The 16,555-nt window shown below is 75.6% G+C and carries 16 protein-coding genes; 3 read left to right on the forward strand and 13 right to left on the reverse strand.

Annotated features, from left to right (window positions below; translation table 11 throughout):
* The first annotated feature begins 195 nt into the window (after positions 1–195).
* From ACIOHG_RS33020 to ACIOHG_RS33030, 3 genes are all read left to right on the forward strand, one after another.
* A complete protein-coding gene (locus ACIOHG_RS33020) occupies positions 196–1,068 on the forward strand; it encodes a helix-turn-helix domain-containing protein (protein ID WP_400956102.1) in 873 nt (290 codons plus the stop codon).
* 2 nt (positions 1,069–1,070) lie between these two features.
* Positions 1,071–1,301, forward strand: a complete 231-nt coding sequence (locus tag ACIOHG_RS33025) for a DUF397 domain-containing protein (protein ID WP_400956104.1) — start codon at positions 1,071–1,073, stop codon at positions 1,299–1,301.
* Between the two features lie 273 nt (positions 1,302–1,574).
* Positions 1,575–3,536, forward strand: coding sequence for an amino acid transporter (locus ACIOHG_RS33030; protein WP_400956106.1), 1,962 nt, complete (start codon positions 1,575–1,577; stop codon positions 3,534–3,536).
* 157 nt (positions 3,537–3,693) lie between these two features.
* Here ACIOHG_RS33030 and ACIOHG_RS33035 read toward each other — a convergent pair whose 3' ends face one another.
* The 13 genes from ACIOHG_RS33035 to ACIOHG_RS33095 all read right to left on the reverse strand — a co-directional run bounded on the left by ACIOHG_RS33035 (position 3,694) and on the right by ACIOHG_RS33095 (position 16,536).
* Positions 3,694–4,512, reverse strand: a complete 819-nt coding sequence (locus ACIOHG_RS33035) for a hypothetical protein (protein WP_400956107.1) — start codon at positions 4,510–4,512, stop codon at positions 3,694–3,696.
* A 129-nt stretch (positions 4,513–4,641) separates the two neighbouring features.
* A complete protein-coding gene (locus ACIOHG_RS33040) occupies positions 4,642–5,556 on the reverse strand; it encodes a transglutaminase-like domain-containing protein (RefSeq protein ID WP_400956109.1) in 915 nt (304 codons plus the stop codon).
* 116 nt (positions 5,557–5,672) lie between these two features.
* Positions 5,673–6,602, reverse strand: coding sequence for a DUF4232 domain-containing protein (locus tag ACIOHG_RS33045; protein ID WP_400956111.1), 930 nt, complete (start codon positions 6,600–6,602; stop codon positions 5,673–5,675).
* 172 nt (positions 6,603–6,774) lie between these two features.
* Positions 6,775–7,851, reverse strand: a complete 1,077-nt coding sequence (locus ACIOHG_RS33050) for an NAD(P)-dependent oxidoreductase (RefSeq protein WP_400956113.1) — start codon at positions 7,849–7,851, stop codon at positions 6,775–6,777.
* A complete protein-coding gene (locus ACIOHG_RS33055; RefSeq protein ID WP_400956114.1) occupies positions 7,848–8,441 on the reverse strand; it encodes a GNAT family N-acetyltransferase in 594 nt (197 codons plus the stop codon). Before ACIOHG_RS33055 ends, ACIOHG_RS33050 begins: the two co-directional genes overlap by 4 nt.
* Positions 8,442–8,488: 47 nt before the next feature.
* Positions 8,489–9,658, reverse strand: a complete 1,170-nt coding sequence (locus ACIOHG_RS33060) for a DUF5685 family protein (protein WP_400956116.1) — start codon at positions 9,656–9,658, stop codon at positions 8,489–8,491.
* Positions 9,659–9,776: 118 nt separating this feature from the next.
* On the reverse strand, positions 9,777–10,181 hold the full coding sequence (locus tag ACIOHG_RS33065) for a DUF6188 family protein (RefSeq protein WP_400956117.1): 405 nt from the start codon (positions 10,179–10,181) through the stop codon (positions 9,777–9,779).
* Between the two features lie 103 nt (positions 10,182–10,284).
* The gene (locus ACIOHG_RS33070) at positions 10,285–11,343 is read right to left on the reverse strand and encodes an NUDIX hydrolase (RefSeq protein ID WP_400956118.1); all 1,059 of its coding nucleotides are present in this window, start codon (positions 11,341–11,343) and stop codon (positions 10,285–10,287) included.
* A gap of 163 nt (positions 11,344–11,506) precedes the next feature.
* Positions 11,507–11,701, reverse strand: coding sequence for a YegP family protein (locus tag ACIOHG_RS33075; RefSeq protein WP_400956120.1), 195 nt, complete (start codon positions 11,699–11,701; stop codon positions 11,507–11,509).
* Between the two features lie 128 nt (positions 11,702–11,829).
* A complete protein-coding gene (locus tag ACIOHG_RS33080; RefSeq protein ID WP_400956209.1) occupies positions 11,830–12,624 on the reverse strand; it encodes a phosphotransferase in 795 nt (264 codons plus the stop codon).
* 106 nt (positions 12,625–12,730) lie between these two features.
* Positions 12,731–14,110 (reverse strand): aldehyde dehydrogenase family protein, encoded by a 1,380-nt coding sequence (locus ACIOHG_RS33085; RefSeq protein ID WP_400956122.1) that lies wholly within the window; start codon positions 14,108–14,110, stop codon positions 12,731–12,733.
* Between the two features lie 61 nt (positions 14,111–14,171).
* Positions 14,172–15,911 (reverse strand): asparagine synthase, encoded by a 1,740-nt coding sequence (locus ACIOHG_RS33090; RefSeq protein WP_400956123.1) that lies wholly within the window; start codon positions 15,909–15,911, stop codon positions 14,172–14,174.
* Positions 15,912–15,966: 55 nt separating this feature from the next.
* A complete protein-coding gene (locus ACIOHG_RS33095; protein ID WP_400956125.1) occupies positions 15,967–16,536 on the reverse strand; it encodes a hypothetical protein in 570 nt (189 codons plus the stop codon).
* Between the last annotated feature and the right edge of the window lie 19 nt (positions 16,537–16,555).

The following is a 16,555-nucleotide window of genomic DNA, read 5'->3' on the forward strand; positions in this document are numbered from 1 at the left end:
TCTTCGCACGGCAGCATGCGGGCCCGGCGGTCGACGTAAGGCGTGCAGAGGCAAGAGACACGAAAAGCAACCGGGCGGTCACGTTTCGCTACGGATGGCCAGCATGCCCGTCGCTTCTTCATTTGGGCAATATGCCCATGCAAAGTTCCCTCGGATTGGTTGTCCTTCGGGCTGGCGGAAGGGGAGACTTGCGTCATGGCGAAGAGGAACCCGGCCCCGCAGTCCGTGTACCGCCGTCAGCTCGCTTCCAGACTCAAGGAGTTGAGGGACGCGAGAGAGCTGACGCTGACCGAGGTCGCGGGCATCGTGGAGGTCAACCAGAGCTCGCTCAGCCGCATCGAGAACGGCGAGCGAGGCACCACGCCAGTCCTGGTGAAGGCCCTGCTGGACTGCTACGAAGTCGCTGACCCCGTCGAGCGCGAGGACATCCTCGACCTCGTCCGCGCCGATCAGGCTCAGCGTCAGCAGTGGTGGAAGAAGTACTCCACGGTCATCAACACCACCCAGTACGCGGGCTACCTGGCTCTGGAGTCCAGTGCGACGAGCTTCCGTTCCTACGAGCCGCAACTGATGCCCGGTCTGCTGCAGACCGCCGACTACGCGCGTCAGGTCATCACCGCGATGCGCGTGGACCTGACCGCCAGACAGGTCGACGCCCTGGTGACGGTACGGATGGAGCGTCAGGAGAAGGTGTTGGGCCGCCCGGACGCGCCGAAGCTGTGGGCGGTGATCGACGAGGCGGCGGTGCGACGGATCGAAGGCTCACCGACCGTGCTGAAGCGGCAGTTGGAGCACCTGCTGGCCGTCGCGCCCAGCCCGAACCTCACCGTCCAGCTCCTGCCGTTTTCGGCCGGTTTCCATCCGGGCCTGTACGGGTCGTTCGTGCTCATGGGCTTCCCCGAGCCGAATCCGGACGTGGTGTGGGTGGAGAATCTGACCAACTCGGTGGGTTTCGAGGGGGCTGCGGACGTGGAGCGCTACACCGAGGTCTTCGACCACCTGCGGGCCCGTGCCCTCGGGCCGCCCGAGACCCGCAGTCGGATCAACAGGATTCTCAAGGAGCTGTGAGCGTGAGCACCACCAAGCCCGACCCCGCCGAGCTGGACTTCTCCGCCGTCACCTGGGAGAAGAGCCCGGCCAGCGGGGGCAACGACAACTGCGTGGAGTTCGGTGCGGTCGGCGGGTTCGTCGCCGTCCGCGACTCGAAGCGGCCCGAGCAGACTCCTCTGCTCTACACCCGCGCCGAGATCGCAGCCATGATCGCGGGTGCCAAGGCCGGAGCCTTCGACCACCTGGTCTGACCGCGGCCACCGACCGTCCCGGGCGATGGGCCGGGGAGGGCGGCAGCCGGGTCGGCGGGCCGGTCGGCAAACGGGGTGGAAACGGGGGACCAAAGGAGCGTCAAGTGGGCGGGACCGGTGCCGGGATGGGCCGAAGGGGGGCGTTACGCTCCAGCCTGCCCCGGACGGCGGTGGAGCTGACCTACATTGGCGTGGGAGTCCGCCCGGCGGGCCGGGAGTCTCCGGCCGCGCCCCGGGGCCCACGACCCCGCGACCCGCGACAGGAGCAGCACTGTGGTGACTTCCGCCCCCACGGACGGAGGCCGGGCCCGGCAGCGGTTCCGGGCCTGGCTGCTGGAGGGCCTGTCCGACATGGCCAAGCAGCACCCCGGGCCGCACGCCCAGCCCGCCGAGGAGCACCGGGGCCAGCGCTGGTGGAAGGTCATGTGCCTGACCGGCCTCGACTACTTCTCCACCCTCGGCTACCAGCCCGGCATCGCCGCGCTCGCCGCCGGCCTGCTCTCCCCGGTCGCCACCGTGGTGCTGGTGCTGGTCACGCTGTTCGGCGCGCTGCCGGTCTACCGCCGGGTCGCCCAGGAGAGCCCGCACGGCGAGGGCTCGATCGCCATGCTGGAGCGGCTGCTGTCGTTCTGGAAGGGCAAGCTGTTCGTCCTCGCGCTGCTCGGCTTCGCCGCCACCGACTTCATCATCACCATCACGCTGTCCGCCGCCGACGCCACCGCCCACCTGGTGGAGAACCCGCACCTGGCCGGCGCGCTGAGCGGCCACCAGGTGCTGATCACGATGATCCTGGTGGCCGCGCTCGGCGCGGTCTTCCTGAAGGGCTTCAGCGAGGCGATCGGCGTGGCGATCGTGCTGGTCGGCGTCTACCTGGCGCTGAACGTGGTGGTGGTCGCCGTCGGCCTCTGGCACGTCGTCACCGCGCCGTCCCTGGTCACCGACTGGACGCACGCGCTGAGCGTCGAGCACGGCAACCCGGTGGCGATGGTCGGCGTCGCCCTGCTGGTCTTCCCCAAGCTCGCGCTCGGCCTGTCCGGCTTCGAGACCGGCGTCGCCGTGATGCCGCACATCGAGGGCGACCCCGACGACACCGAGGAGCGCCCCACCGGCCGGATCCGCGGCGCCCGCAAACTGCTCACCACCGCCGCCGTGATCATGAGCTGCTTCCTGATCACCACCAGCTTCATCACCACCCTGCTGATCCCCGCCCGGGACTTCGAGCCCGGCGGCCCCGCCAACGGCCGCGCCCTCGCCTACCTGGCCCACCACTACCTCGGCGGCGCGTTCGGCTCGGTCTACGACCTGTCCACCATCGCCATCCTGTGGTTCGCCGGCGCCTCCGCGATGGCCGGGCTGCTCAACCTGATGCCCCGTTACCTGCCGCGCTACGGCATGGCCCCGCACTGGGCGCGCGCGGTGCGCCCGATGGTGCTGGTGCTCACCGCGATCGCCTTCCTGATCACCTGGCTGTTCGACGCGAACGTCGACAAGCAGGGCGGCGCGTACGCCACCGGCGTGCTGGTGCTGATCACCTCCGCCGCGATCGCGGTCACCATCGCCGCCCGGGCCGCCCGCCAGCGCGGCTGGACGATCGGCTTCGCGGCCATCGCCGCGGTCTTCCTCTACACCACCGCCGTCAACATCGCCGAGCGCCCGGACGGCGTGAAGATCGGCGCCTGCTTCATCGCCGGCATCGTGCTGGTCTCGGCCGCCTCCCGGCTCGCCCGCGCCTTCGAACTGCGGGTCACCGACGTGCGGTTGGACGAGGTCGCGGAGCGCTTCGTCCGCGACACCGCGCACCGCACGATCCGCTTCATCGCCAACGAGCCGTCCGGCCGCGACCTCGACGAGTACCGCGACAAGGTGCACCAGATCCGGACCGACAACGACATCCCGGCCGAGGACGACCTGGTCTTCGTCGAGGTCACCGTCCTCGACCCGTCCGACTTCGAGGCCGAGCTGAAGGTGCACGGCGAGGTGCTGCACGACCGCTACCGGGTGCTGACGCTGGAGCACTCCAGCGTCCCGAACGCGCTCGCCGCGATACTGCTGCACGTCCGCGACACCACCGGCCAGCTGCCGCACATCTACTTCGAGTGGACCGAGGGCAACCCGTTCGCCCAGTTCCTGCGCTTCTTCCTGTTCGGCCAGGGCGAGGTCGCCCCCGTCACCCGCGAGGTGCTGCGCGAGGCCGAGCCCGACCGCGCCCGCCGCCCCCGGGTCCACGTCGGCTGAACCCGGCGCCCCGCTGCCGGGCGGCTGCGGATGCTGGGTGAAGGCCTCGCTGCAGTCCGAGGACCTGCCGTCCGGCCGGGGGCGGTGGTCGTGCCGAAGGGTCCCCAGGGACACGTGCCCGTCGGCGCCGGTGGGCGGCCAGTGGGACGGCGCCGGCTCAGTGTGCCGGTGCCGGGCCGTTCGCGGCCGCCTGTTCGGCCCGGGCCGTCCAGTGCGCCATGAACGGCGCGACCAAGCGGGACGTCGAGGGGGCGGGACCGGTGCCCGTGAAGCTGTAGAGCCATACGGTGCGGTCCGCCCGGCCGACGGACAGCGGGGCCCGGGCGGCGGGCGCCGGGGGCTCGGTCGCGGGTGCCGCGCCCAGGGCCGACACGGCGGCGCGGGCCTCCTCGGCCGAGGCCATGGTGAGGACGGACACGGTGAGGCGGTCCTCGCCGACGGCGTAGACCGCGTGCTGCGCCGCCACGCACCGGCCCGCCCGGCGGGCCGCTTCGCCCTCCCGGGCCGGGACGGCCGGGTCGGTGCAGGAGGGCAGGTCGGCAGCCCGGAGCCGGACCAGGGCGGGACCGTCCGGGTCGGCCGACCGCTCGGGGAAGACCGCGTCGAGCGGGGCGACCCAGTCCGGGGGCAGCGCGAGCGGGGGGATGCGACCGGCGGTCACCTCCGGGCCGACGGTCGGCCCCGGGCCGATGGTCGGCCCCGGGTCCGGCGCCCGGCTCGCCGGGCCGTACAGCAGGCCCGCCCCGACGGCGGCCAGCACCAGCGCGCTCGCCCCCAGCACCAGCCTGCGCCGCCCCGCCCGCGGCCCGGGCTCCGGCGGCCCGGCGTGCCGTGCGTACAAGGGATGCGGGTCGTGCCGCGCGTGCAGGGCGTCCTCCCGGATCGTCGCGGCGCGGACGAACTCCTCGTCGAGCGCGAGGTCCCAGTCGGGTTCGTCGTCGTCATCGCCGTTCGGTGCGGGGTCGGAAGCGCGCATGATCCTTGACGGTAGTGAGCGCAGGCTGTCGGAAGTTGATCATCACATCACGGTAACGTCACATTTGATGCCCCTGCACGCCCCTGCACGCCCCTGCACGCCCCTGCATGCCCCTGCATGCCCCGCCGCTCACCGGAGCACCACCTCGCGCGGGCCGCCGAACGCCGCCAGGGAGCGCACGGTCCGCGGCGTCCGCAACCCGTCCTCCCGGTCGAACAGCTCCCGCGCCGCCCCGAACGGGACCTGGCCGGCCGTCACCGCCGCAGCCCGGTCGTAGAGTTCGCGCACCCCGTCGGTGGCCGCCCCGTCGTGGTCCGGGGCCGCGCCCCAGACGTCCCACAGCAGCGTCTCCACCTTGTTCAGCGCCGCCAGGTCGAGCCGGACGCCGCCCGCGACGAACCACTCCCCGGACCGCGGATCGCCCGGCCGGAGCCCGAAAACCGCCGGGTCCGCCGACCCCGCCCGGACGGCCCGCCACACCTCGCCCGCGACCAGGAAGCGGTCGCGCGGCACGTCCAGCGGATCGAAGTCCACCCCCAGCGCCTCGGCGACCGCCGGGTCGGCCAGCTCGGGGTCGGCCAGCAGCCACCCCCGCCCGGCGTCCCAGTACTCGGTCACCACGTGGTCGGTGTGGAACCCCGCCGGGCCGAGGTAGCCGGCGAAGCCGCAGCGCAGCCGGGCCGGGACGCCCGCGTGGCGCAGCAACGAGCAGTGCAGCAGGGCGAAGTCGCGGCAGACGCCGACGAAACGCTCCCCGGCGGCGCGCCGCCGGGTCAGCGGGGCGTCGCTCCGTCCGAGCAGGACCCGCAGGATCGCATCCAGGTAGCGGGCCTCGGCGTCCTCGCGCAGGTGCTCCGGCGGGACGGCCGGACCGAACCGCCCGACCTCCCGCCGATGGAGCATCAAGCCGCGCACCACGGCGGCCAGTTCGCGCGGACCGGTCGGCAGTCCGGCGTACCCGGCGGCGAATTCGCCGGGATCGGAGAAGGCGCTCTGCGCCGTGTAGAAGGCGGCGGCGTCCGGAGCGGGGCGGACCGTCGGCATGGCTGGACCTCCGGAAGAAGCCGGCCGCGCCTCCGCGGACCCGGCCGGGGCGGCCCACCGTGTCAAAATCCTGCGGAGAATGTCCAGTCGGCCGGTCGTCGGGCCCGAGGCGCGGTTCAGCGGCCCGAGGTCTCCGGGGCCCAGGCCCCGACGCCGAGCCGGCCCGTGGTGCCGAGGTCCAGTTCCGGGGTGACCATCACCGGCGCCGCACCGGGGGTGGCCCGGACCCGGGCGTACGGGGCGTGCACCGGGTCCGACTCCAGGCCGGTCGTGTTGCGCCAGACCAGCACCGCCATCGCCCCCTGGCCGGGCTGCAGGGTGAAGCGCCGCTGCGGCACGTCCGCGCCGGTGCCGGTGGCGATGTCCGCGCCGCCGGCCAGGACGCGCACCGAGTCGACCCGGCGGTGCGCCCCGTCGAGCACCTCCACCTCCGGTCGGCCGTTCAACTCGACCGGCGCCGTCCCGCAGTTGACCAGGTGCAGCCCCAACGCCCGCAGGCCCATCGAGGCGTCGGCCCGGTCCGTGAACACCCGCGTCCCGGAGGCCGGGCACTGGCCCTCCGGCACGGGCGCCTCGGCCGTCGGCACGCTGCGGACCCGCAGCACCCGCACCCGGGGGTCCTGCCGCTTCGTGCCGACCCCGCCGCCGCCCACCGCGAAACGGCCCTTCGCCGTCCCGCCCGCCGGAACGGCCCTGACCGTGCCGGTCGGGTCGCCGCTCAGCAACTCGCTCTCGCCCGACCAGCGGAACAGCACCGTCACGTCCATCGGCTCGGTGCCCCGGTTGGTCACCTCGTACTCCGCGCACACCCCGTTCGCCGCCAGGATCCGCACCCCGTCCAGCGACCAGTCCGGGTACGGCGCCGCCCCGCCGGTCGGCCACACCGCCGGTGCCCCGCACGGGCCCGCCGACGCCGGAGCACCACCGGCCGCCGCCGACCCGGACGCGCTGCCGCAACCCGCCAGCGCCAGGACGGCGACCAGGGCGGCACCGCCCGCCGGCAGCGGCAACGGACGGCGGGCGGCAGGGGAGCGGTGCGCGGTCATCCGCCCATCCGATCACCTCGTGCACGCACCGGACTGTGGCTCGGCTCACATCCACCGCAACAGGACCGCAACAGCCCCCGGTGCCCGGATCGCAGCGTCCGGTCCCGAAGCAGTATTGACGGTCCGTCGGTCCTCGAACAGGGCTGCGGCAACGGTGAGTTCGGGGAGGCGGTCAGGGCCGGGCGACCGGGATGCCCTCGGGACGGCCGGCCAGCAGAGCGGCGAGCTGGTCGGCGCAGCGGAGCGCGGAACGGGCCATCGCCTCCCGGGTCATCCCCGCCACGTGCGGGGTCAGCAGGGCGTTCGGCAGGCCGACCAGCGGGGAGGCGAAGGCGGCGTGCTCCTGGACGAAGGTGTCGACGGCCGCCGCCGCGAGCGGGTGCGCCGGATCGCGCAGCGCAGCCGCGAGAGCGTGTTCGTCGACGACACCGCCGCGCGCCGTGTGCACCAGGACGGCGCCGGGTGGCAGCAGCGCCAACTCCCGGGCCCCGATCAGGTTCTGGGTCGCCGGACCGAGCGGGACGTGCAGTGAGAGGACATCGCTCGCGGCCAGCAACTCGTCGAGCGAGCCCAGGAGTTCGACCCCCGACAGGGGCTCCGCCGTCCGCGACCAGCCCAGCACCCGGGCCCCGAGCGCGCCCGCCCGGACGGCCAGTGCCCGCCCGGTCCGGCCCAGTCCGACGATGCCCAGGCGCAGTTCCGACAGGCTCCGGGACGGCCCGGGGGACGCCCAACTTCCGCCCTGCAGCGAAGTATCGAGGGAGGGCAGCTGCCGGATCAGGGCCAGCGCCGCCGCGAGGGCGAACTCCGCGACCGCCTCCGCGTTGGAGCCCGGCGTGTGCGTGACGGTCACCCCGAGCCGGGCCGCCGCCACCAGGTCGACGTGGTCGGTGCCCGCGCCCGCCCGCCCGATCACCCGCAGCGGGCGGGCCAGTGCCGGATCGGTCGCCGCCGTCAGGAACCCCGCCCGCAGCGGGGCCCCGGCCCGGGACTTCACCGCGTCGAACCCCCGCCCGCCGCACCGGACTTCGGCCGCCAGCGCGGCCGGGTCGAACAGGTCGAAGTCGGTGAACGCCACCCGACCGGCCCAGGCCGCCCGGGCCTCGTCCGGCCGCTCCACCCGGCGCAGGTTCAGCGTGACGTCCAACCCGTGCCCGAGCAGCCGCGCCAGCTCCCGCCCGAGCAGCTCGCCCGGCGCCGCGTCCAGCAGCAGGACCCGTGCTGCCGAAGGTAGTTGACGGTCTGTCACATCGGCAGCGAGTGCAGGCGCACCGGACCGCCGTCCGGCCAGCGCGACCCCGCCGTCACGGCCGTCCACATCGCGCCGATCGGCATCGGCACCGGGCCGTCCGGCTGGTCCGCCGTCACCGGGTCCGGCAGCGCCGTCCAGCCGAGCCGGGCGTACAGCGGGGCCCGGTCCGGCAGGCAGAACAGCAGGGCCAGGTCGAGGCCGTCGACGCGCGCCGCGTCCAGCACCCCCGCCACCGCGATCCGGGCCAGCCCGTGCCCGCGCCACTGCGGGTCCACGATCACCCCGCCGACGCCCGCGACCTCGAAGCGCCGCCCGCCGACCTCGACCGGCACCGGCACCAGCCCCGCGTGGGCGACCACCCGCCCGTCCCGCCGGACCCCGAAGTGCCGGTCCTTCGGCCGCCAGACGAGCGGCAGCCCGCCGACCTCGAACGGGTCCGCCGCGCCACCGCCCAGCGCCCGCACCTCCGGCCAGCCCCACCCGGCCAGCTCCACCGCCGCCGACCCCGCAGCTGCCGTGCCCGCCACTGCCGTGCTCGCCACTGCCGTGCTCGCTGCTGCCGTGCCCGCCGGTGTCACGTCCGCCATGTCCGCTCCCCGTTCCGCTCCCGTGCGCCCACCGCCGTCCCGGCCCGTCATCCGCAGTCGCACCCGCCGCAGTCGCAGCAGTCGCACCCGCAGCAGTCACAACCGTCGCAGCAGCCGGAGCAGTCGCAGTCACAGTTGTCGCAGCAGTCGTTGCGCTGGCAGAACCCCTCGCGGCGCTCCCGGGAGAACGGGTCGTCGTGGCTGCAGCACAGCAACTGGCAGGTGCAGGCCATCGCGGCCCAGACCGCGCAGCCCGGGATCAGCGAACGCGGCTGCTTCGGCTTCTCCGGGTGGCCGTGGCCGGGCTGCTGGTACGGGTTGTTCGGGTCGAGGCCGGGCGGGGCGGTGCTCGCGCAGGCGTGGTCGGGCCGCCCGAACACCCGGTTCACCGCCTCGCCGGTCTCGTGCGCCAGCAGCCGGTGCACCAGCGCCCGGTCGGTGAACTCCACCTCGGACAGCGCCAGCCGGATGCCGTGCACCGCGTCCCGGCACAGCCGCTCCGCCTCGGCCTGCGGGGTGCCGGTGACGGTCAGCGGGTTCCACAGGCCCTTCGCCTCGTCCTCGGCCCGGTCCTCCGCCGCGTCCAGCAGGTGCGCGAGCCGCCCGAACAGCCGGCCCGCCTCGGCCAGCGCCGCCGCGTTGCCCGGACGCCCCGCCAGCACCGCCGTGTGCGCGAACGCCGCCGCCGTGGCCTCCTCCGTCGGCGCCGTCGCCAGCAGCAGCGGGCCGCCCGCCGTCACCGCCGACTCCGCCTCCTCCTGCCGCCCCGCCGCGGCCAGCAGCACCCCCGTGTCGAAACCGACCACGGCCGCGCTGCCCGCGCTCTGCCGCTCCCAACGGCGCGTCACCCGCCGCGCCCCCGCCGCGATCGGGCGGCGCGCGAACACCCCGTCACCGTCCAGCACGTGGTCCCGGACCTTCACCGAGGCCAGCGCCAGCGAGACGGCGGCCGCCAGCCGGGCCCCCTCGCCGCGCGCCACCGGCGCCGTCCGCATCCCCCGCAGTGGGCAGGGCCCGGCCGTCCGGCGGTCCGCGGCCTTCGGCGACTGCGCCTCCACCAGCACCGAGATCACCAGGCCGTCGTAGTTGGTCGCCGTCCGCGCCAACTGCCCGTGGTCGTCCCGCAGGGCCAGGCACAGCCCGCACAGGTGCGCCATCCACGAGGCGTGCAGCCGCTCCGACAGCCGGTGCCGACACGGCCTGATGATCCCGAACACACGCGCCCCTTCCGCCCCACCCGTTTGACCTGCGCCATCCTAATGACGCACCCGGCCGGGCAGAAGGTTCCGACCCGGGGTCGCCGCCGACGGGGGGTGCCGGGCCGCCGGGGCGGTGTCAGGCCGTCGGGGTGGTGCCGGTCGGGCCGTCGGCGAAGAGGGGGCCGCCGGTGAAGAGGGGGCCGGCGGGGGAGTCGAGGCGCCACGGGTGGGCGGGGCCGCCCGGGGCCGGGTCGGGGGCGACGGTCAGCGAGTGGCCGGTGTCGAAGACCAGCAGCAGGCCGCCCGCCGGGGTGACGGTGGCCGCCGTGACGACCGCGTCGGCGAGCCGGGCCAGCGGGCCGGACGGGGAGACGCCCAGCGCCGGGTAGAAGTGGTCGACCTCGGCGGCGCGCAGCAGGCGGAAGTCGTTCTGCACCGTCAGCCGCAGCCCGTCGCCCAGCTCCAGCACCAGCCGGTCGCCGCCCCCGAGGGCCCGCACCGCCCGCCCACCCACCGCGGACCCGACCGACGACCGCTCCACCGCCCACCTCCACGCGCCGCCCGGGGGCGGCTTCGACCGCTCCGACCAGGCTATTCATACCCGGTGCGGCCCCCGCCACCCGCCGCGAACCGCCGGGGCCCGCTCAGCCGGCCCCGTCCGGCGGTGCGCCGCACAGCAGTTCGGCGGGCCCGGCCCCGGGCGGCAGCGCGCGGACGGCCAGACACGCCGTCAGCCGCCGCAGCGCGGACGGCCGCAGCACCTCCGCCGCCTGCGCCGGGGTGCACAACCGCCACTCGACGATCTCCTCCTCCTGGAGCCGGATCGCCGCCAGCTGATCCGGCGTCACCGTCCCGCCGTCGTAGGTCAACGACAGGTGCGGCGGGTCCCACGGGTGGTCGGCGACCCAGTCGACGGCGAGCAGCCGCCCCGGCTCGCGGTGCCAGCCCAGCTCCTCCAGGGTCTCCCGGCGGGCGGCCGCCCGGGGCAGCTCCCGGTCCGCCTCGATCGAGCCGCCGGGCAGCAGCCAGCCCGACTCGCCCTCCCAGGGTGTCAGCCGCAGCAGCAGCACCCGCCCGTCCGCGGCCGTGAACAGCATCCGGGCCTTCGCCCGCGCCCGGGGCAGGCCCGCCAGGTACGCCGCCCGGTCCAGCGGCGGGGCGACGGCCTCGCCGGTACTCGGCAGCAGGTCGGCCGGGCCGGTGTACGGCGGGGTCGGACGCGGCGCCAGGTGCAGCGCGCTGTGGCCGACCGGCCGACCGTCGGCGAGCTCCAGCGGCGCGGCCGAGCGCGGGGCCCGCAGACAGGCCCCGACCCGGCGCGCCAGCACCGGCGTCAGCGCCGAGTCGAGCTGATCGGGCGTCAGGTGGGCGAAGCCGCTCAGCTCGGCGGCCTGCGGGCGGAGCGCCGCGAGCTGCTCCGGCGTCAGCGGGTCGGCCCAGTACAGGAAGGCCACCAGCGGGGGCCGCCCGGGGTCGCGCGACCAGTCCAGGCAGGCCAGCCCGCGCAGCACCGGCGTGACGCCCAACTCCTCCCGCACCTCCCGGACGGCGGCCTCCCGGGGCGAGCCGTCCGCGACCTCCCACCCCCCACCCGGCACCTCGACGGGGTGCGCCGACCGGTAGGCCACCCGCACCACCAGCACCCGCCCCCGCTCGTCGGGGAACAGCACCCCCGCCGCCACCAGCACGTCCCGACCCGACACTGCCGCCCCCTCCGCCCGATTTCCCTCACGCCAGGATGGCGCACCCGACCCGGGCCGGGGAGAGGGCGAGCCGGGCCCGGAGGGGGAAAGCCGCGGAGCCCGCGACGGACCCGACGGGTCGTCACGAGCTCCGGGCGGTGGCCCCGTCCGGGGCCGGGTGCCGTCAGGCGTTCGCGTTCGCCTTCGTCTCCTGCAGCTGCGCGTAGGGCGCGAGCTTGCGGAGCGACTCGATGCTCTTCAGGCACTGCTCGCGGGACTCCTCGGGGTCGCCGGTCACCACGACCGCCCCGTTGGCCGCCTTCAGGCGGAAGCGGTGGTTGCCCGACTCGTCCATGTACAGCTCGAACTTCCCGGCCATGCCAGTGAATACCTCTCGCTCGGGTGGACCCCCCGAAACGGCACCGTACGGACTGCCCGCCCCCGCCGCGCGCCGGAGCACCCATCCGGGGGCCGACCCGCCGGACGAGTACGCCCGGTGAGGGGGCGTCAGGTGCGCAGGGCGCGCTCCAGGTGGGGGCGCTGCTCGGACAGCCAGGTCTGGATGCGATCCCAGCGGGGCCAGCCGCCGTACGAGGCGAAGACCCGCAGGAAGCCGGGGTCGCCGCTCTCGACCCGGCGGGCGACGAAGGCCCGGCAGGCGGCGGTGGTCTGCTCCAGGGCGGTCGGCAGGGCCGTCCGGTCGGCGGGGGAGAGGCCGTAGGCGTCGGCGAACAGGGAGAGGCGGGGCAGGGCGGGCAGGTGGTCGCGGGCGGTCTGCGCGGCGGTGGCCGGGTCCAGCATCGGCGCCCAGTAGCGGAGCGTCATGGCGACGTCCCAGACCGGGCGGCCGGGCGCGGCGTAGTCGAAGTCGATCAGCGCGGCGGCCGCGCCCGCGCGGAAGACCACGTTCTCCGCGCACGCGTCGTTGTGGCACAGCAGCTCGCCGCCCTCCGGGTCGGCGAAGTCCTGGGGCCAGTCCGCGGCCGGGTCGAACGGCGTCCGCGCCGAGGCGTCGTGCCAGCTCCGCAGCAGCCGCGCCACCGAGACCAGCGCGTCCGTGGTGAGCGCCCACGCCGGGTACGGCAGCAGCGCGACCTCGCCGGGCAGGAACTCCAACCGCTCCCGCCCGTCCGCCACCGGCCCCACCGGCACCGGCGCCCCCGCGAACCCGCCCGCCCGGAGCGCCGTCAGGAACCCGTGCAGCGCCTGCGCGTGCGCCGGGGCCGGCCGCTCCACCGCCGCCCCGCGCCGCCACACCGCGCCCGCGTTCGCCAACCCGCCCGCCAACGGTTCCGCGTCCATCCCGAGACCGCCCTTCCGGAGATCGTCCACCTCGGAATCGTCGCCGCCCGGGCGGGCCGGGGTCCAACGCTTTACCGGGGGACGGCCGGCCGGACCGGACGGACCGTCAGACCAGGCGGGCCGTCACGGTCTTGGGGCGCTGGTAGTCGCGCAGCGCGAGCGCGGAGAGGTCGGTGCCCGCGCCGGAGGAGCGGCGGCCGCTGTGCGGGAGTTCGGCGGACTGGGCGAGGTGGCAGTTCAGCCAGACCTCGCCCGCCGAGATCCGGTCGGTCAGGGCCAGGCCGGTGCTCAGGTCGGCGGTCCAGACGGAGGCGGCCAGCGCCTGCGGGACGGACTCGGCGAGCGCGACGGCCGCGTCCGGGTCGGCAGCGTGCTGGACGGTCAGCAGCGGGCCGAACACCTCCTCCCGGACGGCGGGGTCGTCGGCGGGCAGGTCGGCCAGCACCGTCGCGGGCCGCCACAGGCCGTCGGCGCGGCCGGGCGCGGTGTGCACGGCCCGGGCGCCCGAGGCGGCCACGATCCGGTCGTAACGGGCCGCCTGGTCGGGGTTGTTGAGCGGACCGAAGTCCCGCCCGGACCACCGCTGTGCCATCGCGGCGGCCAGCGCCGCCACCGCCGCCCGGTACGCCTCCGCGGTGTCGGCGACCACGATCACCCGGGCGGGCGCCGCGCAGCTCTGCCCCGCGTTGTACGTGCAGGCCGCGGCCAACTGCTCCCAGGTGTCGGCCGGGGCGTCGGGGAGCACCAGCACCGGGCTGTTGCCGCCCAGTTCGAGGCTGACGGGGGTGAGCCCGGCCCGGGCCGCGACATCGGCGCCGCCCGCCGGGCTGCCGGTGAAGGCGACCAGGTCGCAGCCGGCGCCCACCAGCAGGCGGCCGGTCTCCCGGTCGCCCGGCAGTGCCGTCAACACGCCCGCCCCGAGGGCCTGTTCGGCGTGCGCGGCGAGCAGCAGCGCACTGTCCGGGGTGCTCTCGGCGGGCTTCAGGACCACCGCGTTGCCCGCCGCCAGCGCCGGGGCGCAGCGCCAACCCGCCATCAGCAGCGGGTAGTTCCACGGCACCACGGCGGCCACCGTGCCGACCGGCTCCCAGCGCACCCAGCTCTGGTGCCCGGCCAGGTAGTCCCCGGCGGCGGGCGAACTCCCGGCCCGCACCGCCCCACCGTAGAACCGGAACAGGTCCGCGACCTCGGCGATCTCGCCGGCCGCCTCGGCCGCCGGCTTGCCGGTGCCCGCGCACTCGGCCGCCAGGTAGTCCGCCGCGTGCCGCTCCACCAGGTCGGCGAGCGCGGCCAGCCGGCGGTGCCGCTCGCGCGGGGTGAGCGCCGCCCAACTCCGCTGCGCCGCCCGGGCCCCGGCCACGGCCGCCGCCACCTCGGCGGCCCGGCCCGGCCGTTGGGCACCGCGGACCTCGCCGGTGCGGGGGTCGAGCAGCACGGTCGGTTCGGCCCCGGCGGGCGCGGTGGCTTCGGTGTTCGGGTCGGTCATCGGGTGCTCCAGGTGTCGCGGGTCCCGGGCGCGCGGCCGGGACCCGGCAGGGGGCGGACGGTCACAGGTCGTAGGCGCGCAGCCAGAGTTCGAGGGTGAGCAGCAGCCACAGCTTGCCGCCCTGCCGGGGCAGCAGCAGACCCCCGCCGTGCATCCAGGTCTCCACCGTGTCGGCCCGGAACAGGCCGCGGGCCCGGGCGGTCGGGCCGAGCAGCAGGTCGGCGGTGAGTTCGGCGAGCGGGCCGCGCAGCCACTGCTGCACCGGCACCCGCATGCCGCTCTTCGGGCGGTAGGTGACGGTGTCGGGCAGCAGGTCCCGGACGGCCTCCTTGAGGATCCACTTCTCCTCGGTGCCGCGCAGCTTGAGGGCCGGCGGGGTGGCGAAGGCGTGGTCGACGACCCGCCGGTCGAACAGCGGCGAGCGGCCCTGGATGCCCTGCGAGGAGGTCAGCCGCTCGACCTTGGTGAGGATGTGGTGCGCGCCCTTGGTCCGCAGGTTGCAGTGCAGCAACTGGTCGAGCACGGACGGCATCCGCTCGTCGGTCAGGTACGGCGCGACGTGCCGGCGCGGGTGCGGGGCGCCGTCGAGTTCGGCCAGCGCCCCGCCGGTGAGCAGCACCGGCAGGTCCTCCCAGCACTTGCGGTAGGTGTGCAGGTAGGCGTCGGCGCGGGCCTGCGGCGACGGGTCGTCGCGGAGCAGTTCGAAGACCAGCATCGGCAGGTTCTTCGGCCCGCCGAACACCGGGTCGCCGCCCTCGCCGTTCAGCGAGACGCTCAGCCCGTCGGCGGCCACCGCCTCCGCCAGCATCAGGTTCGGCACCGTCAGCGGGTCCCCGACGGGGCTGTCCAGCAGCGCCACGGTGTCGGCGAGCCGGGCCGCGACCTGCTCGCCGGGGACGGTCAGCACCCGGTGCGCCGTCCCGCAGTGCGCGGCGACCAGGCCCGAGTAGCCGAGCTCGTTGGGCAGTTCGGAACCGAAGCTGATCGAGTAGGTGCGCACCGCCCGGTCGTGCAGCCGCGCGGCCAGCGCCGTCACCAGCGAACTGTCCACCCCGCCGGAGAGCAGCACCGCGACGTCCTGGCCGGCCGGCAGCCGCCGCGTCACCGCCTGCCCCAGCAACTCCCGCAGCCCGGCGGCGAAGTGACCGGCCGTCAGCTCCGGGTCGGCCGGCTCGGCGCGCGGCTCCCAGTACGGTTCGACGCGGACGCTGCCGTCCGGGCGCAGCCGGGTGACCTTACCGGGCAGCAGCTCGTGGACGCCGCGCAGCAGCGTCTCCTCGCCCGGCAGGTAGGCGAAGGCCAGGAAGGAGCGGACCGCCGCCAGGTCCAACCCGGTGTCCACGCCCGGGAGTTCGCGCAGGGCGCGGAGCGAGCTGGACGCGGCCCAGCCGCCGTCCCGGGTGCGGCAGTGGAACGCCGTCCGGGCCCCGGCGTGGTCGCGGACCAGGACCAGTTCCTCGCCGTCCAGCACCGCGAGGGTGAACATGCCGTCGGCGGCCCGCAGCCCGTCCGGGCCCAGCACCAGCCAGCAGCGCAGCAGCAACTCCCCGTCCGGGCAGGACGGTTCGGCCGGCCGCCCGGCGGCGGCCAGCGCGGCCAGCAGCTCCCCCCGGTTGTGCAGGGTCACCTCCCCGACGGCCGTCCGCCCGTCCACCGTGAACGGACCCTCGGCGAACCCGGGCACGCCGGACAGCAGTCGTGCCGAGAGCCGGGGCCGTGACACCACCAGGTACCGGGCCGCCCGGTGCGCCCGCCCGCCAGTGGCGGGCACCTCCGTGGTCGAGGAACGCGGATCGGTCACGACGGGCTCCCTTCCGGGCGGTACGGGTCGAACACTGCGTCGCTCGGTGCGGGGATCAGCCAAAGTCGTCGCCGTCCCAGCCGTCCCAGCCGTCGCCGCCGGCCGGGTCGGCCTCGTCGTTGCCGTCGCCCGCCGCGCCGAAGCCGCCGTGGTCGTCGTCGAAGTCGCCGAAGTCGCCCCCGTCCCCGCCCCCGCCGTCGCCGCCCGAGGCGGCGCGGGCCCGTTCGGCCTCGCGGCGCAGTTCCTCCTCCTCGTCGGGGGAGAGGAACTCGGGGGCGTACGCGGCGGCGGCGATGCCCGCGCCGAGGCCGAGGGCGCCGAGGACGACGCCGACCCGGCCGGGGAAGGAGCTGCGGTTGACCAGGACGTACTGGCCCCGGCCCCAGACGGTGCGGCCGTAGCCGAGGTCGCGGCCGTAGCCGACCCGGCCGTCCGCGTGGGTGCGCTTGACCAGGTCGCGGCCGAGCCGCTCGTCGGTGCCGGAGTCGCCCCGGTCGTCCCGCCAGCGGATGCGGCCGTCCGTGCCCCGGGTGCGCCATTCGCTGCGGCCGTCGGAGTACCGGCGGTGCACCGTGCCGTCGGCCAGCAGCTCGTCGCTGTAGGTGATTTCGGGTGGCTGGGTCATCGTCCACGTCCTCGCGGGG

It is taken from the genome of Kitasatospora sp. NPDC088134, from assembly GCF_044741705.1.
Classification (GTDB): Bacteria; Actinomycetota; Actinomycetes; order Streptomycetales; family Streptomycetaceae; genus Kitasatospora.

Bases quoted from the DNA above. Each gene is read 5' to 3' on its own strand.
- ACIOHG_RS33020 (WP_400956102.1), top strand. From the start codon at position 196: ATGGCGAAGAGGAACCCGGCCCCGCAGTCCGTGTACCGCCGTCAGCTC.
- ACIOHG_RS33035 (WP_400956107.1), bottom strand. From the start codon at position 4,512: ATGCGCGCTTCCGACCCCGCACCGAACGGCGATGACGACGACGAACCC.
- ACIOHG_RS33040 (WP_400956109.1), bottom strand. From the start codon at position 5,556: ATGCCGACGGTCCGCCCCGCTCCGGACGCCGCCGCCTTCTACACGGCG.
- ACIOHG_RS33045 (WP_400956111.1), bottom strand. From the start codon at position 6,602: ATGACCGCGCACCGCTCCCCTGCCGCCCGCCGTCCGTTGCCGCTGCCG.
- ACIOHG_RS33055 (WP_400956114.1), bottom strand. From the start codon at position 8,441: ATGGCGGACGTGACACCGGCGGGCACGGCAGCAGCGAGCACGGCAGTG.
- ACIOHG_RS33075 (WP_400956120.1), bottom strand. From the start codon at position 11,701: ATGGCCGGGAAGTTCGAGCTGTACATGGACGAGTCGGGCAACCACCGC.
- ACIOHG_RS33080 (WP_400956209.1), bottom strand. From the start codon at position 12,624: ATGGACGCGGAACCGTTGGCGGGCGGGTTGGCGAACGCGGGCGCGGTG.
- ACIOHG_RS33085 (WP_400956122.1), bottom strand. From the start codon at position 14,110: ATGACCGACCCGAACACCGAAGCCACCGCGCCCGCCGGGGCCGAACCG.
- ACIOHG_RS33095 (WP_400956125.1), bottom strand. From the start codon at position 16,536: ATGACCCAGCCACCCGAAATCACCTACAGCGACGAGCTGCTGGCCGAC.